Origin of the sequence: Mesotoga sp. BH458_6_3_2_1, assembly GCF_003664995.1 — a bacterium.
GTDB lineage: Bacteria > Thermotogota > Thermotogae > Petrotogales > Kosmotogaceae > Mesotoga.
Genome location: NZ_JFHL01000013.1, coordinates 46,592 through 66,955, shown reverse-complemented (window position 1 = coordinate 66,955; position 20,364 = coordinate 46,592). Strand labels below are relative to the sequence as shown.

Sequence of the window (20,364 nt, the reverse complement as noted above, 5' to 3'; positions counted from 1 at the left end):
ATTACCTCCCGATATTCTCAAGAAGATAGCTTATTAGTTCTTCAAGTTTATCATTTTCGGCGTAGTGTTCCTTTATAATCTGGTACGCGCTGTTCAAGTTATTGTAAAGGTTGCGCTTAGCGCGTTTCGATGCTAGCCTCCCGGAGCTGAGATAACTGAGAAGTACCTCTTCTATCTCTTCTTGGATCTCCTGAACTCCGCTCCCCCTTATGGAATCTGCCCTCATCACCGGGAATTTCTTTCCGGAAAGTTCCAGGATCGCTCTGGTTCTTGAAGCAAGCTGGTCGGCTCCGGGAAGATCGCTCTTGTTTATCACGAATATGTCTCCGATCTCCATTATTCCAGCCTTCATTGTCTGAACATCGTCTCCAAGTCCGGGCGCCATTACGAGAAGGACGATATCTGCAAGATTAACGATGTCTGTTTCCGACTGGCCTGCCCCGACCGTCTCCACAAAAATCCTGTCGTAGCCGCTCCTGCCAAGAAACTCAACGCTGTTATAAATTGAAGGACTCAAACCTCCGACGCTTCCCCGGCTGGCCATCGATCTCACGAAGACCCTGGGATCGTCGGTTGCACGTCTCATTCTGATCCTGTCTCCGAGAAAGGCGCCTCCCGTGAAGGGGCTTGACGGATCGATTGCAACGACGGCCGTTGTCCTTTCCTCCACGCTTATGCATGCAAGGCGGTCTGTTAAAGACGACTTGCCTGCCCCCGGACTTCCCGTGACGCCTATTACGCAGTAATCTCGGGCAGGCAGTCCTCCGATGATCTTTCTTGCTGAGTCAGTGTCGTTTTCAATTATGCTCAGCGACCTCGAAATCTTGAGCTGGTCGATACCGGGTTTCATTGAGTTCATTTCTTAACCGTTTCCTCTATCTTATCTATGATTGATTTCAGTGAGGTTCCCGGCCCGAAAACTTCGAAGATACCGGCCCTTCTTAACTCATCGGCGTCCTCTGCGGGAATTATTCCGCCGACAAAGAGAGGCTTATCGCCAATTCCTGCTTCTTTCATGAGTTGAAGCACTTTGGTGCAAATCTTCATGTGGGCGCCAGATAGTATCGAGAGCCCCACAACGTCAACGTCTTCCTGAAGCGCGGCCTTTACGACCGATTCGGGAGACTGCCTGAGACCTGTGTAGATAACTTCCATTCCGGCGTCTCGAAGAGCCATAGCGACGACTTTGGCGCCTCTGTCATGTCCATCGAGTCCGGGCTTTGCCACGAGTACTTTTATCTTCATTGTCTCCACCTCTCTCTAAAGAATCACTGCTTCGGTGTATTCTCCGAAGACGTCTCTCAGGGCGTTCGCAATTTCACCCAGAGTCGCGTATGCCTTAACGGCCTTCAGTATGAATGGCATAAGGTTTTCGCTTCCCTGAGCGGCCTTCTTCAGGTCCTCAAGTAGTCTCCGGACTTCCTCATTGTCTCTCTTCTTTCTGAGGGTTTCGATCTTCTTCTTCTGTCTATCCTCAATGGCCGGGTCGAGTCTAAGGAGGTCTCTGCCTTGTTCCTCGTCGGCAGCAAATTCATTAAGACCGACGATTATCTGGTCCTTGTTTTCAATCGCAACCTGATACTTGTATGCGCTATCGAGAATTTCCTTCTGAACAAAGCCTGCTCTAACGGCCTCGACCATTCCTCCCAGGTCGTCTATCTTTTTGATATAGTCGAGAGCCTTTTCTTCCATCGTGTTTGTAAGTTCTTCAATGAAGTAGGCGCCACCCAACGGGTCGACTGTGTCCGCTACGCCCGTTTCAGAGGCGATTATCTGCTGTGTTCTCAACGCGATGGTTACGGAATCTTCTGTTGGCAGACCGAGAGCCTCGTCGAAGGAATTCGTATGAAGAGATTGTGTGCCTCCGAGAACTGCGGCCAAAGCCTGGAAAGCAACCCTGACAATGTTGTTCATGGGCTGTTGTGCGGTGAGGGTAGATCCACCAGTTTGAGTGTGGAATCTCAGCATCATTGCCTTTTCGTCTGTTACACCGAACCTCTCTTTCATTGTCTTTGCCCACAGTCTTCTAGCTGCCCTGAACTTCGCAATTTCTTCCAGGAAGCCATTATGTGAATTGAAGAAGAAAGAGAGTCTCTTGCCGAATACGTTTGGATCGAGTCCTGCATCAATCGCCGCCTGTACGTAGGCTATACCGTCGGCGAGAGTGAAGGCGATCTCCTGAACCGAATTGGCTCCGGCCTCTCTTATGTGATATCCGCTAATGCTTATAGTGTTGAAATCGGGGAGGTTCTTTGAACAGTATTCGAAGATATCCGTAATTAACCTCATGGATGAATCGGGGGGAAAGATGTAAGTTCCTCTTGCTATGTATTCCTTCAGTATGTCGTTTTGAATAGTCCCGGTCAGCTTCAAGGCATCTACTCCCTGCTTTTCACCTACGGCTATGTACATCGCAAGGAGAATAGCGGCTGTGGAGTTAATAGTCATGGATGTGCTCACCCTTTCCAGAGGAATCCCTTCGAAGAGAGTCTCCATGTCCTCCAGCGAATCGATCGCAACTCCCACCCTTCCGACTTCACCTTCAGACATCGGGTCGTCTGAATCGTAACCGATCTGTGTCGGGAGATCGAAGGCAACGGAAAGCCCTGTCTGGCCCTGAGAGAGGAGGTACCTGTATCTGCGGTTTGACTCTTCAGCAGTTCCGAAGCCAGCATACTGCCTCATGGTCCACAAACGGCCCCGGTACATAGTTGGCTGAACACCTCTTGTGAAAGGGTACTCGCCCGGGAATCCGATTTTCTCAACATATTCGTCCTTTTCGGCCGGCGTGTACAGAGTTTCTACTGGCCCGTCAAAGGAAGTCTTGAACTCCTTCTTTCTTTCGGGGAACCTTTTCAGAAGAGGCATTACCTTTTTGTCTTTCCATTCGGCTTTCAGTTTTTCCAGTCTCTCGTGATAGCTCACAAAATCTCCTCCATTCATGAGTTCTGTATAATGATCTTGATTGACCAATTATCTTCTGTATTCAGACTTCGCTATTACGATTATAACTGTCCTGAACCTCTTTGTGAGTCCAACTTCCTAACTTCTTGGACTTAGGCTATAATTGGTGAGGAGGTGTTTTCATGAATCTAGACAGACTGACAGACGTGGTTTTTGTTCCGGGTATGACCGGAAGAGAAGAGATGATAAGGGCCAAGATAATCGAGATGCTTCCCGAAGGCGTTGAGGCCTTTGTAGATGATCTTGGAAATGTTATGGTTGAAGCCGGAAGCGGAGAATCGACAATCGCCTTTGCTGCCCACATGGATGAGATTGGCCTGCTCGTTACAGGGATTAATTCCGATGGATCTCTCAACTTCAAAAAGGTTGGGGGAATCGCCGACGAGCTTCTAGTAGGTAGACATCTCGACGTCATCACGTCTTCGGGAGAATCGATAGACGGAGTCATTGGAATGACACCTCCACACCTCCGAGAAAAGGCAGATCTTTCGTGGCAAAATCTTGTCATCGACGTTGGGACATCTTCCAGAGATGAAACCTCCGGAATTGGAATTGACGTACTTGATTATGCAGTATTCAGAAAACAGATTTCAATATTGAACGACAAATTCGTGGCCGTGAGATCTCTTGACGATAGATCGGGCTGTCTCGCTCTGCTCGATCTTCTCGATATGTTGGTCAAGGTAAACCTAAACAGGAGAGTCGTTCTTGCCTGGACGGTGCAGGAAGAGATAGGTTTGATTGGAGCGAGAGCGCTCTCAGAGAAGCTGAAACCGGACCTATTTTTCCCGGTCGATTCCTTCGCCTGCTGCTCGAGACTGACAGGGGACGTCAAGCCTGGGAACGGGGCCGTCTTAAGAATGTCGGACACCTCATCGCTCGGTGATTACGGTCTTGGAAAGAGCCTTATGGAATTTGCAAAAGAGAAGGAAATCCCACTGCAGGTAGGAGTTACTGGTGGAGGCACCGACGGAATTCCCTTCCAGCAGAAGGGAACAAAGATGGTTCCTCTGGCGCTTGCGGTGAAGTATCTTCATTCCGAGACAGAATACATTTCTATGGAAGATTACGACAATCTGCTGAGATTGATGTTTCTTCTTTCAACTGAATTTACGCTCTGATGAACAGTCCAGAGCGAATGAGGAAGTGGCTCGTCTCTTCGGGAGTCCTCAACAGAGTCAGCAAACCCAGTCGCTATATCGGCAAGGAGCTGAACAGGGTAATGAAGAATCCCGCAGAGAAGTTGAGGATTCTTCTTGCCTTTCCCGATACATATGAAGTCGGTATGTCCCATCTGGGGCTCAAGATACTTTATAAAGAACTCAACGTAGTCGATGGGTTCTATGCTGAAAGAGCGTATCTTCCCTGGAAGGATATGATAGGTGAAATGCGCGACGCCGAGATCCCTCTTTTTTCTTTGGAGACATACACCCCGGCAATCGACTTCGATATCCTGGGAATAACTCTTCAGTACGAACTTTGCTACAGCAATGTTCTCGCAGTTCTCGATCTTGCAGATATTCCCCTTCTCCAGAAAGAGAGAACTACCGAACCCATAGTGCTGGGCGGCGGGCCTTGCTCGACAAATCCCGAGCCTATGGCCGACTACTTCGACGCCTTCGTAATTGGCGATGGAGAGGCAGTAACCCCGATTCTTTGCAACGTGGTGAAGGAAAACATCTACCTTTTGAAATCCGGGAGAAGAAGCGAGCTACTCCAGTTGCTTTCGCAAGTTCAGGGAGTCTACGTGCCCTCAGTAGGGAAGAAGGCGACAGTTAAGGCTGTAATTGGAGATCTTTCAGACTACGAGATGGACAGCAATCCTCTCGTTCCATACATGCGAACAGTCCACGATAGAGCGGTGTTTGAGGTAATGCGCGGCTGCAATCGCGGGTGCAGATTCTGCCAGGCGGGAATGATCTACAGGCCTGTCAGGGAGCGTGGAGTGGAGGAAATAAGACGGTCTGTGCGGAAGGTCCTGGAGCAGACTGGGTATGAAGAAATCTCCTTTCTCTCGTTGTCGACTATGGATCACTCTTCCATAGATCTCTTAACTGAAGAGATATTGCCTTTGCTCCAACCCCAAAGGGTCGCCCTCTCTCTGCCGAGCACGCGCATAGATTCTTTCGGAGTGGAGATCGCTTCTAAGATAGCTTCGATAAGGAAGACCGGTTTGACTTTCGCACCCGAGGCAGGTTCTCAAAGACTGAGAAACGTGATCAACAAGAACGTATCGGAAGACGATCTTATGTCTACCGTTAAAGCGGCGAGGAATAACGGCTGGCAGAGAGTCAAACTCTATTTCATGATAGGACTTCCGACCGAAAGAGATGAGGATCTTGAAGAGATAGTCAGGTTGGCGAGGCGGGTCAAAGCCGTTGGTTTCAGAGAAGTCTCAGTTTCGGCCGCAATCTTCATTCCAAAGGCTCACACACCGTTCCAGTTTGCACAACAGATAGGCGAAGTTGAAGCGGCAAGAAGACTTGGCATTCTTAAGAGGCTTTCTGGAAGAGGGATCCAGCTTAGCAGTCACGATCCATCTAGCAGTACAATCGAAGGTGTTCTCAGCAGAGGGAACAGAGAGGTCGGCAAAGCGATATTGAAGGCCTACAGATTGGGCGCAATCTTCGACGAATGGAACGAGGAGTTTGATGCCGCAATATGGCACGAAGCCTTTCGGGCTGAGGAAATCGATGTAGATGATTATATGAGAGGCTACGATACACATGAAGAGCTTCCATGGGAACACATTTCCACTGGAATCTCTAAGGAGTTTCTAATTGAAGAATACGAAAAGGCACTACGGGAAGAGACTACCGGAGACTGCAGGTGGGAAGGCTGTACCGGCTGCGCCGTCTGTCAGACTCTAAACGTCTCTAATGTGCTTCGCAAAGTTTGAGAGCGCTCATTTTTGACGCTTCGGTGATGTCGCCCGCGCCGAGAAAGAGGATGACGGCATCTCTTTTCTTTTCCAGCCATTCGAGTATCTCCGAGTAGTTTACGGCATGTACAGCCGGAACACCGTAGCTACTCAAACCTTTCAAGACCTCTGTCTCGTCTATTGCATACTGCCCCTTTTCATAAGCTTCGTAGAGCTTGTATACACAGACCTCGGTTGCATCCTTAAGTGACATCGCAAACCGACCGTTTTCCCTGACCAATCTCGAATATCTATGTGGCTGAAAGACCACTACAACGTTCTTACCGGGGAAGAATTCGCGAGCGCCTCGAATGGTACTGCTTATTTCGTCCGGAGTATGAGCGTAGTCATCAAAGAAAAAGAGGTTTCTGAAATCATCGAGACCCCTAAAAGTGAACCTTCTGTCAACCGACCTATATGACTCCAAGGAGTTCTTTATCGATTCAATTGGAACTCCCATTTCGTGTGCAAGAGCAACTGCTGCAGTTGCATTGTAAGCGTTGTATTCACCTGGAATCATGAGCTTGAAGAGTCCGAGATCGGTATCTCCCTTCCAGCACCTGAAAGTCTGATTCATTATTCCCGTCGCTCTGTCGGAGAAGCGATAATCGCCTCTGTCTCTTCCGAAGGTTAGAGAGCCTTTGAAAATCCTTTCAGAAACAGAATCATCGGCATTCGTAACCAACATATTTTCGACTCCTCTGGCAAAGTACTTGAAGTGATTCTTGAGATTGTCGAACGAGTTATCGTAGTGTTCGAGGTGATCGCCCCGTACGTTGGTGATTATCGCGTAGTCTGGCTTAAATGAAGCAAAGAAACCGTCGCTCTCATCCAGCTCACTTACGATAAGACCCTCGCCCTTTCTGTAGTTTCCATCGCTCAAGAGAGGATTTATTCCACCAAGCAAAACCGTGGGGTCTCTTCCGGAGTCGACAAGAATTTTTGAAATCATAGCTGTAGTAGTCGTCTTTCCATCGGTCCCGGTTACACAAAGAGAAGTGTTTCTCGAAAGAAGGTTCTTGAGCAGCTCCATTCTGTATATAGTAGGTACACCTTCCGACATAGCCCTAACCAGCTCCGGGTTTCCCTGCTTAATGGCAGTGGTTCTCACCACCACATCGGGTTTTTCGAAGTTCTCATAAGAATGGCCAATGAAGATATTTATGCCTTTCGAGCGAAGGTAGTCTACCCTTTCGTTTTCTTCGTAATTCGATCCGTAAACCTGGTTACCCTCAGATGCTAAGTGCATTGCCAGACCGCTCATTCCAATTCCGCCAATGCCAATAAAATGATATTTCAAATCGATTCCTCCCGGAGTATATTATCCAAAATAATTTCAACTGGTCTTCTTGGAGGTTTGTAACAGGTCTCTCTTTGCAACATTTCTCTTATTGCAATGCTCAAAGCTGTGGAGGTCAAATTCTCTTCCAGTATAACATAACCCAATCCAACTCTTTCCAGCGAGCGAGCGTTGTGAAATTGGTGATTTTCTGCGGCACCGGGCCACGGTATTATTATACCCTTTCTTCCAAAATACTGTAGCTCTGCGATAGTAGTTGCTCCTCCCCTTGACACGACAAGATCGGCGCAGGCTATTGCGTCTGTGAGGTCCTCTATATAAGAAAATGAGCGAACAAATGGGAATCTATTAAGAGAGAGGGCCCAGTTATCGTCACCTGTAGAATGGAGGAAAGTTAATCTGTCACCGCTCCCTTCAATTTCGCTGTAAAACTTTTCTAGAACGCTATTTACCACTTCCGATCCAAGACTTCCACCCAGCACGACTATGAAAGGACTTTCCTCTGCCAGATTGAATCTCTTCATTACTTCACTCTTCGTTGATTTTGCCTCTCTCACCGGGTTACCCGATAATATGATCCTTTCTGCCGGGATTTCGAGCTTACTACGGCTCTCCTCAAATGATATGAACAATAGCCTTGCATACCTCGCAAGACTCTTATTTGCTATTCCCACTACTGAATTCTGTTCGTGAATGTACACAGGTATCCCCAGTTTATGCGAGGCTTTGACAACTGGATAGGAAACATAGCCTCCCGTCGAAAACAGGAAATCCGGTGAGAATTCGGCCAGGCGTTCTCTTACCGATCTCTCGGTCTTTAAGTGAGAAAAGAGTATCCCCGCATTCGCCGGGCTGTACAGAGGCCTCTTAAGACCCGTCAGCTCCAGAGGGACTATCTTTGCCTCCGGAAAGTCCTTTCCAACGCTCCTGTCGTCTATCTTTCCAGAGACAGTGAAGTACAGAAGATCGATTTCCCTTAGCCTTTTTAGCTCCTGCAAGATCGAGACGGCAGGATAGTAATGACCACCGGTTCCACCGCCGCAAAAAGCTACCTTAAGCTTTTGCATTCTCTTTTTCCTTTTCTTCTTCCGATTCGATGAGTATGGAGAAGACCAGACCGTATCCGATCATCAAGGACATGATCGAAGAACCGCCGGAGCTTACAAATGGCAGGGTAACACCGGTTGCCGGGAAAAGGCCGAGATTGACAGCTATGTTGATGGTTGCCTGGATCATTATGTAAAGAGCGAATCCGACTATGTAGAGTTTGCCTTCGAGAGCGGTCGAGCCCCTCAGTCCAGCGACGATGAGCTCCCTTATGAAGCCCACATATGCAAGCATCAGCACAAGCAGGCCAATTAGGCCGAGCTCCTCTCCAATGACTGCAAATATGAAGTCGGAGTAACTAACCGGAAGGTAGTACTTGACCAGCCCCATTCCAAGCCCCTTGCCTGTGAGTCCGCCGGAAGAGATTGCCATCAGCGAGTACGAAACCTGTTCATGTTCCTCGCCAGTAAAGGAGGACAAAAATGAAGTTATTCTCTGAATCTGATATTCTTCTATGAATCCACCGCTGTAGAGAACAAGAAGCAGAATAACTACGAAGATCAACGCAAGACCTATGTATCGCATTTTGATCCCGCCGATTATCATCATTACAAGTGTTATCGCAACCATGATGCCCGTGGTCGAGAGGTCCGGTTCGATGAAGACGAGCATTGCAAGTGGAGCAAGAATTCCAAGCGGAATCAGGAAAGTGTTAAGAAAATTTCTCTTCTTAAGTCCTCCGAAGTATTTAGCGAGTACGATCAACAGAGAGATCTTTGCAAACTCCGAAATCTGGAGAGAAAAGCTTCCGATATCTATCCACCTGTGTGAACCACCCCTGTCGGCAAAAAAGAGAACGGCGACAAGCAGTATTAGCGTAAGTGGATAGTAAACTGTGAAGGCTCTCTTGAAGTGCCAGGAGCCCTTCATATAAATAATTATCAGCGCACCCGCGAGCCCTATAGCAAAGGCAATCAGCTGCCTCTCAAGAAACTCAGAAGCAGTTACTCCGGGATGCCTCGCCTCCATGCTTATTCCGGCGCTGTAAATGAAGACTAGTCCAAATATAATGAAGACACTTGAATACAGCGCCAGCATTAGATACGTTCTCTTCATGATCACTCCAATGCGTTTACAATCTCTCTGAAATGATTACCTCTCTCTCCGTAATTCCTGTAAAGATCGAAGCTAGACCCTGCCGGGCTCAGAACCACGCAATCGCCGTCTTGGGAAATCCGTTTGCTTATGGAAACTGCGTCGGCCATGTTCCCCGCATCAGAAAAGGGGATTCCCCTCATTTGAAGTTTAGCAGATAATGTCCTCATTGAGGTTCCCATCATGACAACGTGTTTCAGTTGACCTAACTGTTCGATCAACTCGACATATGTCTCATCTTTCTCCTGACCCCCGAGAATCAGAATTGTTTTCGACAGTTCGAAATTTCTCAGAGCGGCACTGACTGCGTGGGCGTTGGTCGCCTTCGAATCGTCGTAGTACTTCACACCTTCAAACTCTCTTACTAGCTCGAGCCTGTGAGAGAGAAAAGAGTAGCTTTTCAGCTCTTGGAAAACATCTTCGGCCGATAGGCCGATGAGTTGTGAGATCATCAGAACTACCAGTGTATTCTCGAAGTTATGTAGACCGAGGTATGGAAGATCTGCCGTCTTGAACTCTGCACCGGAGATTCTCAAGTTTTCCCTGTCGAAAGTATCGTCTCCCGAGTCCGACATCGAAAACAATCGAAGCTTGCAGCCGGCAAGAGACTCTTTATGACTATCTAGAATTCTCTCTGGAAGAAGAGTCACACCCTCGGTCATTTTTGCAAGCCGGAGCTTGGATTTGAAGTAATCATCGATGCCTTTATGGTAGTCGAGATGGTCTTCTCCCAGATTTATGATCGCAGAGAGATGAAAACGCTTCTGCTCCTCTGCAAACCATCTAAGCTGAAATGAACTGACTTCGAGAACGTAGTAATCGAAGTCTTCGCCTGCAATTCCGGCAAGAGGATCTCCCAGATTTCCTCCCTGAAAGACCTTTCGTCTCTTTCCGGAGATGATGTGGTTTAACATAGTTACGGTTGTAGATTTTCCATTTGTTCCGGTAATACCTATCACGGTTCCCCTGGGCTTCGACCACAGTCTGTCTAGAGAGACTTCAAGCTCGGTCGTAAAGTACTTGCCCGAGTTGATTATTCTACTGCCAACTTCGGAAAAGGGTGAAACGCCGGGTGAAACGATGAAAGAATCGCACTCATACAGCTTATCTGTATGCCCATCCTCTTCAAATTCTATAGAATGTTCTTTCATGAGCGTCTTTGCTTCTGGCACTATAGTGCCACTGTCGGAAACAAACAGAGCTAGTGGATCCCTTTGTTCAACAAAAGTAGTTAGGAGCTTCTGATTAGATATCCCGAATCCCACGAACCCGATCTTACCTTTCAGCATCAAACGCACCTACCAGGTGAGCAGTCCAAAGACTGCTCCAATGAAAGCGATCAACGAAAATCTGAAGGCAATTTTACTTTCTTTCCAGTTTGAAAGTTCGAAGTGATGGTGTATGGGAGACATTTTGAACACCCTCTTTCCAAAGATTTTAAAGGAAAAAACTTGGATGATGACGCTGAACATCTCGACAAGGAACATCATGCCAAAGAAGAGGAGATAGCCTTCCCGGCCGTCCACGGAAAACATGACAGCTATCATTCCACCCAATCCTATCGATCCGGTATCTCCCATAAAAACAGTGGCTGGAAACCAGTTGTGCCATAGAAACCCTGCGAGAGCACCGCAAATCGGTGCGATTATTCCGTTTTGCCAGACAGGAAGCATGAGCATCGGAGCAAGTGAGAAAATAAACATCGAACCGGCAAGTCCGTCAACTCCATCAGAGAGGTTAACTGCATTGCTCATTCCAGCTATTATTACTGCCGAGATAGGATAGTAGGCAAAACCGAAGTCAATCTTCCCGAGAAGCGGAAGCGCCATGTAAGTGTGCGGATTGACAAGCTGGATAAGAAAGACAATTATAGAGGCCGACAACAACTGCAGCAGTAGTTTCTTTCTGCCGCTCAGGCCAGACGCGTTCTTCTTAACGATCTTCGAAAGGTCGTCTACAAGTCCAATAATGCCAAAGAGCACGCCGGAGAGTATCACGATCAGGATCTCGACTCTGAAGGAAAAGATCAAAGCTACAGCGAGCGCGATGGGAAGGAGAATGATCCCCGCCGCCGTGGGCGTTCCGGTTTTGTAATTGTGAAGATCCGGCCCTTCCTCTCGAATATATTGACCGATCCTCTTCCTTCGCTGGTATCTCTTGAAGGGTTCGATGGCAAGTGCGCTCAACAGGAAGGTCAGAAGAAAGGAGAAGGCTTCTTTAGGCATTTCGAATCAGCTCCAGAAATGATTCGTAAACTCTCTCCAGAGCTACTGCTCTTGAGGCTTTGAAGAAGATCAGATCTCCTGGCATGACGTTTCTTTGTAGCCAGGAAGCCACTTCCTTAATTTCGCTGCTCACCAGGGAAGGCTCAATATTCTTTGAAGCCCCTTCGATTGCTTTGTCCTGATTGAACAGGACCGTTTTGTCGAAACTCTTCAAGAGCTTTCCAAGTTTCTCATGAGTTCGCGTCTCCTCTTTACCCTGTTCTAGTATTGAACCTGCAACCGCGATCTTCCTTAAGTGCCGGAGTTTCTCAATCGATAGCAATGCCGATTCCCAGGATTCGAGGCTGCTATTGTAGAAATCACTTATCAGGGTGATTCCATGGAGAGTCTCGACAGAAAATCTGTCCTTGAAAGGTAATCTGAAGTCATTAAGGAAGATAGAAGGCTCGGGGAGGCCCGCAAACAGTGTCACAAGATAAGCGGCACCAAGATCCATTAGCTGGCCATAGCTCCAAACGCCTTTTAGTCTGGCAAAACGATCACCTTGACAGTCGAAGTGTAGCATCGTGTCGCACCCGTCGTATGAGAAGTCAATTATGGAAAAGTCGGCGTCACTTCTTCCAAAGAGGGCTTTCTCGACCGTTAAGCTGGCGGCAAACTCTCTAAGCCTTTCATCACACCCTCCCAGTATTGCTTTGGAAAGCCTTCTCGAATCGAATATTGAGAGCTTCTCCAGCAGCAGTTCTTCTGGGTGTTTGAAGTTCCCCACATGAGCAGTTCCGACGTTGAGAAGTACGCAAAGATCTGGTTCCACCAGATCGACAAGTCTCTTTATGTCTCCCCTAGCACTTGTCCCGAATTCGAAGACTCCATATTGAGATGAGAGGAGCCTTCTCCTGTTTTCGAGTAGCGACAAAGGCAGCCCAATTTCAGTGTTCAAGTTACCGGCCGTTTTGAAGGTCTTTCCAAGTTTTGAAAGAAGATGCGCCGTTATCTCCTTCGTTGTGGTCTTCCCGTTGGAACCAGTGATTCCGATCCTGCTCTTGAGTTTTGCTCGAGACAGGACTTTTCTCGCCGCTTCCATCAATAGTTCTTTAGTATCGTCAACCGTTATTACTCTACTGCTTGCAGATGACCTATTAGCGAAGACCAGGAAAGCTCCTGCCGAAAGGGCTTCGTCAACGAAGTCGTTACCGTCCACACGTTCGCCCTCCAGCCCCACGAAGACATCACCGTCCGACACTCTTCTTGAATCAATTACTATCGGTCTCTCTTCTGTGTGAATCAAAAACTCTTCAACCGCCGATTTCGGTGTCACTTCTTAATGTGCCTCCGGAACTTACTCTCAAGTATGTCCTTCACTACAAGTTTGTCGTTGAAGGGAACCTTTCTGTCGCGTAGAATCTGAAAGTCTTCATGACCGCGTCCGGCTATCAAAACCATATCCTGGCGGTTCGCCAGCGTAAGTGCAACTGATATTGCCTCCCGTCTGTCGGGAATGACCAGATACGGCTTGAACTTGTCCACACCGCTTTCAAGATCCTGGAGAATTTCTACAGGGTCATCAAGCTTTGGATCGTCGGAAGTTAGAATAACCACGTCACTGAATTTCGAAGAGACCCCTGCCATCAACGGCCGCTTTCCTTTGTCGGCCGAACCACCGGCTCCAAAGACAAGAATTAGCCTTCCCGGAGTCAGCCTTCTGGCAGTTTTCAGAAGTTTTTCCATAGCGTCTGGCGTATGCGCGAAGTCAATTACAACATCGAAGCCGTATTTAGTTGCTTCCTCGACAAACTCGAATCTTCCAGGGACGCCTCCAAAAGAGGAGATTGCTTTTGCTATGTGATCAAGGTCGTAATTAAGTGAATTTAGAGCGGCAATGGCGGCCGCAATGTTGTAAGCATTGTGTTCTCCAATCAGTCTCGAATATATTCTGTGCGAGGAGCCGTAAGGAGTTTGTATCGTAAAATCCATTCCCGTTCGCGAAATATCCAGATTCTCGATCCTGTAATCCGACTCATCGCCAAAACCGTAAGTAGTGATTCTGTTTCTGGCAATGTGGATGTCTGCAATGTTCACCTTGTCACCATTTGCGATGGCGATACCATTTGCCTTCAACAAAGAGAACATCCTCATTTTAGACCTGTAGTAGTCGTCAAAGGTGGGGTGAAAATCCAGGTGATCTCTGGTCACGTTGCTTATTATTCCAACATCGAAGCGCATTCCCTCTACCCTGTTCATTGAAAGCGAGTGAGAAGAGACCTCCATTATGAAATACTCGCTCTTCATCTTGGCGGAAAGCTGGAGAAGTTTCGCCAGTTCAACGGGCCCGGGAGTCGTGTTTTTTGGGTTCGAATATATACTTTCACCCACAACATTTCTTACGGTGCCTATCAATGATGCCTTTCTTTCAAATGAAGAGAGAACATGGTAGATCAGGGTCGTGATGGTTGTCTTCCCGTTTGTGCCAGTTACACCGATAGTGGTTAGCTTTCTGTAAGGATGGCTGTACTCTTCCATGGTAAGCAATGCCTCTACAAAACGAGAACTCTTAACATAAACAACAGGAACACTCACTTCCTCGTCTTCTATCGGCATTTCCGCAATCAAAGCGACCGCGCCCTTCCTCTGAAGTTCCCTCGCAATCAGATGTGAATCGAAACTCGTGCCCTTGATGCATATGAAGAGGTTTTTCTCTCTAAGAACCCTTGAGTCACTCTCAATATGATCAAATTCCGGATCGATGTTGCCGGGATTCACCACCTGAAGAACACTGTTGCCGAGGAGTTCTATGACCTGAGATAACCTCATTGATCACACCCCTTTCGCTCTTATTGATTGTATCATCGGTCTCTGAAGTTGACAACAGAGGCGGCATATGGTAACATTTATTAGCAGTCTATGGGAGGGAGTGCTAAGTGTCGAAAAAACGAACAGGTGGCCCAGAACTGAATCCCAGGCAGATAAGGGTGCTATACTGCGTTTCTAGAGAATACATCTCTTCTGGAAAACCTGTGAGTTCTAAGCAGGTTCTGGAGCACTCTAATCTCAAGTTCAGTTCTGCAACAGTAAGAAATGATATGAGAAAACTCGAGTTTCTCGGATACATATACCAGCCGCACACCTCTGCGGGCCGTGTTCTGACGGACAAGGGGTTTAGGTTCTACCTTGATTCGGTAAGGACTATCACGGATGATCTTCAGGAAAGCAATGTTGCGATAGCTATAAGACAGACAAGCATTGTCGGTGATGTGGAGCATCTCTTGCAGGGGATGACAAGGATACTTGCCCGTGCCGTGTCGGGATTCGTGGTGATTGAGAAACCCAAGTTTGATAGCTTACTTGTTAACAGCGTAGCGATTTCGAAGATAACCGATGGCTACCTCAATGTGTCAATAGTCACCGATCTTGGAGTCAGCCTCAATACTACTGTCTTTGTGGGAACCAGCGATTTCGATATTTCGAGTTTTCAGAAGTACGTAAATATGGCCGTTGTGGGAAAGACGATCGGTGAGATAAGAAAGGGAATCAAGAATGTCGAGCTTAGATACGACCAGTGGCACGACAGAAGATTGCAGGATATTATACACTTCTTACAGAGCATTTTTGAGAAGGAAGACGAAGAGAAGTACTACAAGTACGGCCTCGAGTTCATTATTTCGAACGACCATCTAGATTCTTCAGATATCTCTGGGCTGGTAAAATCTGTCGAAAATCCGAGGAATCTTGAGTTGTTGCTGAGTTCCTTTGGTGAATTTGATGATTACAGGGTCTTCATAGGCGATGAAGTTGGAAGGGATGAACTAAAGAACTTCGCAGTATTTGCCTCCCCATATACAAGAAAGAATGAGAAGATAGGATATGTCTTCATTATTTCGCCAAAGCTGACCTACTACGAGAAGATAAACGCGTACTTGAGCTTTTCAATAAATAGATTATCAGAGGTTTTTTCGAATAGATAGGAGGAAAGCAATATGATGCAAGACAGAGACGAGAAGAATCTTGAAGAAATCAGAAAGGAATTCGATGAGAAAGAAAGACTTGGAGAGAACAAGATACAGGAATCCGAAGTCCGCGAAGAGTCAGAAATAGAAGGAATGAAGGATGCCCAAGAAGTGAGCGATGAAAAGCCAAATGCCTCTGTAGAAGAGTCAGAGATAGACGAGTCAGAAGTTTTGAAGAATGAGATAAGAGCTCTTAAGGAAGAGAATGCGAGACTTAGAGCGGAATTCATCAACTACAGAAATGCCCTGATTCGAGAGTCTGAAGAGAATTCAAAGAGACACAAAGAGAGGACGATTCTCAAACTAATAGATGTATACGATAATCTTGGACGTGCCCTGGAAAACACAGAAGATTCAAGCGAGGGTCTAGTCTCGGGTATCAGATTGATTCACAAATCTATCGAGCGGCTAATGTTTGACGAAGGGCTCTCCCTAATAATCCCCGAGATCGGTAAGCCCTTTGACCCCTTTTCCCATGAGGTCGAGGGGACCGTTTCTTCAGAAGAGGTTCCGGACATGGCCGTGTTTGGTGTTGTGAAAAGCGGATATAAATTGAATGGTAAGGTTCTCAAGCCTGCTAGAGTCGTTGTTGCCGTAAACAACTCTTCCGAGTTCGAATGAGAGCCTTCGGTGGTGATATAGATGGCTCAGTCAAGAAAAGATTATTATGAGATTCTCGGAGTCTCTCGAAACGCTTCCGATGAAGATATAAGAAAGGCCTACAGGAAACTGGTCAAGGAATGGCATCCTGACGCCTATAAGGGATCCAGTAAGAAGGATGCAGAATCGAAGTTCAAAGAAATCCAGGAGGCGTATGAGGTTCTCTCCGACAAGGAAAAGAGGGCAATGTTCGACCGTTTCGGATATGTTGGCGACCCCTCTTCCTTCAGCCGCGGTTCGGGGAGGACTCCGGGTAATGCCGGAGGGAGTTTCGATGACATCTTTGGGGATTTCCAGGATGTCTTCGACGTTTTCTTTGGAGGAAACAGATCCGGTGCTACGAGCAGATCTCAGGGTCCGAGAGCGGTCAGGGGAGAGGATATTCACGCGTCGGTCGTTATTGAGCTGAGAGACGTAATCCTGGGGAAGAAAGTAGTTCTCGAGTACGACAGGAACAAGGTCTGTCAAAGCTGTAACGGAACGGGTGCAGAGGGTGGCACAAGTTATAGAACCTGTCCTACGTGTAACGGCAGCGGTTACGTGAAGGAAGAGCATAGATCATTCTTTGGTATGTTCAGCAATACTCATGCCTGCAACACCTGCAATGGTTCAGGAAGAATAATAGACAAGCGATGTGGTGTTTGCGGTGGAAGAGGCTTTGAGAAGGAGAGACACAAGGTCAGTGTGACTATTCCCGCCGGTGTTGAAAATGGTGCAACCCTAAGGATTGGTGGTCATGGGAATGCAGGACAGAATGGAGGCCCGTATGGCGATCTTTACGTCAGTGTGAGGGTCGAAATGCCCACAGAATTTAGGCGTAGCGGGAATGATCTTTATGTCAGCAAAGAGATAGACTATGTTGAAGCGGCTCTGGGTACCACGTCAGAGGTTCAGCTTCCCGAGGGAGGAACGGAGACCCTAAAAGTCCCGGCGGGGACAAGTCCCAACACGGTCTTCAGAATGAAGAATCTCGGCGTTCCCAGTGTATCTGGAGGTAGGCGCGGAGATCTCCTGGTAACTGTAAGAGTCAATATTGGCAAACCTTCAAGCAAGGAGAAGAAACTTCTACAGCAAATTGCAAAGCTCAAGAATTCGAGGGTTGTAGATTGAATTGAGCAGGAAGACTTTTCTTGATTACTTTCTGATCACGGTCGGATCAGTACTGACCGCAGTATCAATAGTGTCATTCATGATCCCAAACAACATCATTGCCGGTGGGGTTAGTGGGCTGGCAATAATTGTTTTCAGGGTCTTTGGACTCTGGGTGGGCGCCCAGATGTTTGTGTACAACATCGCTCTCTTTCTTCTTGCCTTCGTGATTCTGGGAGTGGGTTTTGGAATAAAGTCAATATACTCTGCGGTTCTAATGTCCTTGAGTGTCGATATCCTTCAGAGAATGAAATTCCCCGTTTTCGATGCCTCTACGACTCAAGATGGGTTTCTTCTAGTGGCAATCTACGGCGGTGTAATTGCAGGCGCGGGAATGGGTTTGGTTCTCTGGCGAGGGGCCTCGACCGGTGGTACGGATATCCTTGCCATGATATTCTCCAAGTATCTGGGCTTCAGTACCGGTACGGGTCTACTGATAAGCGATTCGTTAATAACCATGCTTGCGGTCGTTGTGTTCGGCCCAATTGCGGCTATGTACGGAATTATCACGATTTTCACCACTAGCAAGACAATAGACGGAATAATCGAGGGTGTGGGGAACACCAGGACGGCCTTTGTGATAAGCAAGGAAAGTGAAGCGATCAAGAATCGAATCATCAAAGAGATGGAGCGCGGTACGACAATGCTTAAGGCCACCGGTGGTTTCTCCGGCGAGGAGAGGCCGGTCCTTATGGTTTCGATAAGGCGGAGAGAGATCGGACAGTTGAGGCACATTGTGAAAGCTACAGACAAACGGGCCTTTGTGATAATTGTAAACAATTCTGAAGTCTTCGGTGAGGGCTTCAAGAATCTCAATTGAGGAGATGCGATGAGGTACATATGTTTCGACACTTCTTCAAGAACCCTTCTTCTCTCTGTCAGTAATGGCAGGGCAGTTATTGATATAAAAGCGCAAGAGGTCGACAGATACGGCTCGATGCTGGCCGTAATTATTAAACAGTCAATAGACAACTTGAATCTCAAGGCCTCGGAACTCGATTTTATTGGAGTTGGGGTAGGGCCCGGTTCGCTAACGGGACTGAGGGTCGGTATCTCAACGGCAAAAGGAATGGCCTTTCCCTTTGATCTTCCCACCGTCCAGTTCAACTCTCTTGACATTCTTGCAAGGCCGATCGATAGCGAGAGATTCGTTGTCTTGAGACGTGGAAGAGAGGGGCACTATTACTGGAGAGAGTACAGAAAGGGAATTCCGTTTGGAGCGACGAGTTTCACAAGTACCGCAGAACTCGTATCCCGAATCGATGCTTCAGAGATCGAGCTCTTCCTAGATGGCGATATGGATCCTGAATTTGACGGCTTCAGAATTAGTCATGTGGAGCGTTGCGATCCCTCTGTAATGAGGGACGTTGCGGTCGAGAAGTTCTCTGGCGGGGATACAATAAAGTACTCCAGTTTGGAGCCGATATATCTTCAGAAGTCAATAGCCGAGATAAACTGGGAGAAGAAGTCCGAAGGATAACATTAGTCTTTTCTCAGAAGAATCAGTGGAACAAACATTTCCTCAGGAGTCAGTCCCCCGTGCCTCCCTTTGAGAGAGTGTTCCTGCCCGGTGTATTTGAAACACAACGAATAATCGCCCTTAGAGATAGTTATCAACTCACCTCTTCTCTTTCTGAGAGTATTAGTCAGAGGTTTTCCAAAGAGCTTAATCTCATTTATTCCCGATGGTTCTATAATCTCTACATAGTCTCCAAACTCCTCTTCCATCTTCATCCTGGTCCTTTCTCTGTCGAGAGAATAGATGTAAGACATCCGTTGCTCGCCTCCGGGCATCGAGTACATCTCCTCAAAGACAGGATCGAACTTTGACCACCAGATCTCGTGTTCCCAGGGGGTCTCAAGCTGACCGTGATCGGCCGTGATTAAGAAAGCCGTGTTTTGTTGAACCCTCTCTTGGAAAAACCTTTCAATTGCGGAGAGCAGTAGTGCGGTCTCTGAAATATACGACAGGGAGTTTGGTCCGTATCTGTGCCCGTATGTGTCGATAAGTCCCCAGTAGACGATGGTCAAGTTTGAACCTTCTTCCGATGAAAGAATGCCATCTAACTCTTCAAACATATCGCCGAGGCCGTGAACGCCCCGTGCTATACCTCCGCGCGAATGCATCCTCGTCAAGCCTGTGTTCACGAAGCTCTTCGAAGTAAGGTGGTATCCTCTTACTCCCACTTCTTTAAGAGATTCAAAGACGGTTGGTCTCTGATTGTACTTAAGAGGATCGAAGCCCAGTCTGGTTAGATTGTCTCTGTCCTGAGTGTAAGGAGTCAATTCGATCATATTAACAAGCCCGCCGTACTCAGGTATATTTTGCAGGTAACCCAGTATTCCGTGTTCTCCCGGTACCGATGCTGTGAATATCGAGGTGAGAGCGCTCGAAGTGGTCGAAGGAAAGACTGATGTAAGCATTCTCACGTCCTCTCTGGTGAAGTATTTGAAGCGGTTGCTCTCAAGCACTTTCAAGAGATTGAAGTAACCGACTGCATCTACGACGAACACGGCAAGCTTCTCTATTCCTTCAAGACTCAGTCCGTTCTCAGTGAAAGAGTACCCCTTCACCCCTGAGGGTATCTCAGCACCGAAATGCTTAAGAATAGCCGCCGATAGGTTTACTATAGAATTATTGTCGTATCGTGGATAGATGAACTCCATTGGAAACTCCTTCCACTCTTTGCACACCAAAGCAAGGCGAGACTCGTTAAGAAATGCTTGTTTCCGAAAATCAATATTGGCTTGGGTTCATAATCATTTCTACAATTATATACGATCTCTGCCTCGGCTTTTTTACAGACAAACGCAGAACCAGCACTTGTCTTCGAAACTGCTCTTGTGAAAGAGCCCGATTCCGGCCTTACAGCCGGAAAGGGCTCAGAATTCGTCATTGCTGATTCATTATATGTCTGCAGGGAAGAACACGTCGAGTGA

The 20,364-nt window shown here is 47.4% G+C and carries 18 protein-coding genes; 7 read left to right on the top strand and 11 right to left on the bottom strand.

What is annotated here, in order from left to right; translation table 11 throughout:
- Position 1 precedes the first annotated feature (1 nt).
- Genes meaB through Y697_RS07320 form a run of 3 tightly spaced genes read right to left on the bottom strand, consistent with a single transcriptional unit; the run spans position 2 to position 2,943 of the window.
- Positions 2-859 carry a methylmalonyl Co-A mutase-associated GTPase MeaB gene (gene meaB / locus Y697_RS07330; RefSeq protein ID WP_121550993.1) on the bottom strand — a complete coding sequence of 286 codons (858 nt, stop codon included), beginning with the start codon at positions 857-859 and terminating at the stop codon, positions 2-4.
- Complete coding sequence (locus Y697_RS07325) at positions 856-1,245, bottom strand: cobalamin B12-binding domain-containing protein (RefSeq protein WP_121550992.1); 390 nt, start codon at positions 1,243-1,245, stop codon at positions 856-858. The genes meaB and Y697_RS07325 overlap by 4 nt, the downstream gene beginning before the upstream one ends.
- A 15-nt stretch (positions 1,246-1,260) precedes the next feature.
- Positions 1,261-2,943 carry a methylmalonyl-CoA mutase gene (locus tag Y697_RS07320; protein WP_409071770.1) on the bottom strand — a complete coding sequence of 561 codons (1,683 nt, stop codon included), beginning with the start codon at positions 2,941-2,943 and terminating at the stop codon, positions 1,261-1,263.
- A 143-nt stretch (positions 2,944-3,086) separates the two neighbouring features.
- Here Y697_RS07320 and Y697_RS07315 point away from each other — a divergent pair, with 143 nt between their 5' ends.
- A complete protein-coding gene (locus tag Y697_RS07315) occupies positions 3,087-4,085 on the top strand; it encodes a M42 family metallopeptidase (RefSeq protein ID WP_121550990.1) in 999 nt (332 codons plus the stop codon).
- The gene (locus tag Y697_RS07310; protein ID WP_259462369.1) at positions 4,085-5,863 is read left to right on the top strand and encodes a TIGR03960 family B12-binding radical SAM protein; all 1,779 of its coding nucleotides are present in this window, start codon (positions 4,085-4,087) and stop codon (positions 5,861-5,863) included. Before Y697_RS07315 ends, Y697_RS07310 begins: the two co-directional genes overlap by 1 nt.
- On the opposite strand, the gene murC is transcribed toward Y697_RS07310, so the two are convergent.
- Genes murC through Y697_RS07275 form a run of 7 tightly spaced genes read right to left on the bottom strand, consistent with a single transcriptional unit; the run spans position 5,841 to position 14,422 of the window.
- Positions 5,841-7,184, bottom strand: a complete 1,344-nt coding sequence (murC, locus tag Y697_RS07305; RefSeq protein ID WP_121550988.1) for a UDP-N-acetylmuramate--L-alanine ligase — start codon at positions 7,182-7,184, stop codon at positions 5,841-5,843. The two genes, Y697_RS07310 and murC, sit on opposite strands and share 23 nt — an antisense overlap.
- Complete coding sequence (locus Y697_RS07300; RefSeq protein WP_121550987.1) at positions 7,181-8,251, bottom strand: glycosyltransferase; 1,071 nt, start codon at positions 8,249-8,251, stop codon at positions 7,181-7,183. Before Y697_RS07300 ends, murC begins: the two co-directional genes overlap by 4 nt.
- Positions 8,238-9,347, bottom strand: coding sequence for an FtsW/RodA/SpoVE family cell cycle protein (locus Y697_RS07295; RefSeq protein ID WP_121550986.1), 1,110 nt, complete (start codon positions 9,345-9,347; stop codon positions 8,238-8,240). The genes Y697_RS07300 and Y697_RS07295 overlap by 14 nt, the downstream gene beginning before the upstream one ends.
- Before the next feature lie 2 nt (positions 9,348-9,349).
- Positions 9,350-10,675: a UDP-N-acetylmuramoyl-L-alanine--D-glutamate ligase gene (gene murD, locus Y697_RS07290; RefSeq protein WP_121550985.1), complete on the bottom strand. Its 1,326-nt coding sequence runs from the start codon at positions 10,673-10,675 to the stop codon at positions 9,350-9,352.
- A gap of 9 nt (positions 10,676-10,684) precedes the next feature.
- Positions 10,685-11,611 carry a phospho-N-acetylmuramoyl-pentapeptide-transferase gene (locus Y697_RS07285; protein WP_121550984.1) on the bottom strand — a complete coding sequence of 309 codons (927 nt, stop codon included), beginning with the start codon at positions 11,609-11,611 and terminating at the stop codon, positions 10,685-10,687.
- Positions 11,604-12,929 (bottom strand): UDP-N-acetylmuramoyl-tripeptide--D-alanyl-D-alanine ligase, encoded by a 1,326-nt coding sequence (murF, locus tag Y697_RS07280; RefSeq protein WP_121550983.1) that lies wholly within the window; start codon positions 12,927-12,929, stop codon positions 11,604-11,606. Before murF ends, Y697_RS07285 begins: the two co-directional genes overlap by 8 nt.
- On the bottom strand, positions 12,926-14,422 hold the full coding sequence (locus Y697_RS07275) for a UDP-N-acetylmuramoyl-L-alanyl-D-glutamate--2,6-diaminopimelate ligase (protein ID WP_121550982.1): 1,497 nt from the start codon (positions 14,420-14,422) through the stop codon (positions 12,926-12,928). The genes murF and Y697_RS07275 overlap by 4 nt, the downstream gene beginning before the upstream one ends.
- 107 nt (positions 14,423-14,529) lie before the next feature.
- Here Y697_RS07275 and hrcA point away from each other — a divergent pair, with 107 nt between their 5' ends.
- From hrcA to tsaB, 5 genes are read left to right on the top strand one after another with little or no spacing between them, the layout of a single operon-like run.
- On the top strand, positions 14,530-15,573 hold the full coding sequence (gene hrcA, locus Y697_RS07270; protein WP_121550981.1) for a heat-inducible transcriptional repressor HrcA: 1,044 nt from the start codon (positions 14,530-14,532) through the stop codon (positions 15,571-15,573).
- Between the two features lie 12 nt (positions 15,574-15,585).
- Positions 15,586-16,236: a nucleotide exchange factor GrpE gene (locus Y697_RS07265; RefSeq protein WP_121550980.1), complete on the top strand. Its 651-nt coding sequence runs from the start codon at positions 15,586-15,588 to the stop codon at positions 16,234-16,236.
- Positions 16,237-16,257: 21 nt separating this feature from the next.
- Positions 16,258-17,385: a molecular chaperone DnaJ gene (gene dnaJ, locus Y697_RS07260; protein WP_121550979.1), complete on the top strand. Its 1,128-nt coding sequence runs from the start codon at positions 16,258-16,260 to the stop codon at positions 17,383-17,385.
- A gap of 1 nt (position 17,386) precedes the next feature.
- On the top strand, positions 17,387-18,244 hold the full coding sequence (locus Y697_RS07255) for a YitT family protein (protein ID WP_121550978.1): 858 nt from the start codon (positions 17,387-17,389) through the stop codon (positions 18,242-18,244).
- Between the two features lie 9 nt (positions 18,245-18,253).
- Positions 18,254-18,904, top strand: coding sequence for a tRNA (adenosine(37)-N6)-threonylcarbamoyltransferase complex dimerization subunit type 1 TsaB (gene tsaB, locus Y697_RS07250; protein WP_121550977.1), 651 nt, complete (start codon positions 18,254-18,256; stop codon positions 18,902-18,904).
- A gap of 2 nt (positions 18,905-18,906) precedes the next feature.
- On the opposite strand, the gene Y697_RS07245 is transcribed toward tsaB, so the two are convergent.
- Positions 18,907-20,118: an alkaline phosphatase family protein gene (locus tag Y697_RS07245; protein WP_259462368.1), complete on the bottom strand. Its 1,212-nt coding sequence runs from the start codon at positions 20,116-20,118 to the stop codon at positions 18,907-18,909.
- Positions 20,119-20,364: the final 246 nt, after the last annotated feature.

Excerpts from the sequence above, each read along its gene's own strand:
- Y697_RS07315 (WP_121550990.1), top strand. The coding sequence starts at position 3,087 with ATGAATCTAGACAGACTGACAGACGTGGTTTTTGTTCCGGGTATGACC.
- Y697_RS07285 (WP_121550984.1), bottom strand. The coding sequence starts at position 11,611 with ATGCCTAAAGAAGCCTTCTCCTTTCTTCTGACCTTCCTGTTGAGCGCA.
- Y697_RS07320 (WP_409071770.1), bottom strand. The coding sequence starts at position 2,943 with ATGAATGGAGGAGATTTTGTGAGCTATCACGAGAGACTGGAAAAACTG.
- dnaJ (WP_121550979.1), top strand. The coding sequence starts at position 16,258 with ATGGCTCAGTCAAGAAAAGATTATTATGAGATTCTCGGAGTCTCTCGA.
- meaB (WP_121550993.1), bottom strand. The coding sequence starts at position 859 with ATGAACTCAATGAAACCCGGTATCGACCAGCTCAAGATTTCGAGGTCG.
- Y697_RS07310 (WP_259462369.1), top strand. The coding sequence starts at position 4,085 with ATGAACAGTCCAGAGCGAATGAGGAAGTGGCTCGTCTCTTCGGGAGTC.
- tsaB (WP_121550977.1), top strand. The coding sequence starts at position 18,254 with ATGAGGTACATATGTTTCGACACTTCTTCAAGAACCCTTCTTCTCTCT.
- Y697_RS07300 (WP_121550987.1), bottom strand. The coding sequence starts at position 8,251 with ATGCAAAAGCTTAAGGTAGCTTTTTGCGGCGGTGGAACCGGTGGTCAT.
- murD (WP_121550985.1), bottom strand. The coding sequence starts at position 10,675 with ATGCTGAAAGGTAAGATCGGGTTCGTGGGATTCGGGATATCTAATCAG.
- Y697_RS07275 (WP_121550982.1), bottom strand. The coding sequence starts at position 14,422 with ATGAGGTTATCTCAGGTCATAGAACTCCTCGGCAACAGTGTTCTTCAG.
- Y697_RS07325 (WP_121550992.1), bottom strand. The coding sequence starts at position 1,245 with ATGAAGATAAAAGTACTCGTGGCAAAGCCCGGACTCGATGGACATGAC.
- Y697_RS07295 (WP_121550986.1), bottom strand. The coding sequence starts at position 9,347 with ATGAAGAGAACGTATCTAATGCTGGCGCTGTATTCAAGTGTCTTCATT.
- Y697_RS07265 (WP_121550980.1), top strand. The coding sequence starts at position 15,586 with ATGATGCAAGACAGAGACGAGAAGAATCTTGAAGAAATCAGAAAGGAA.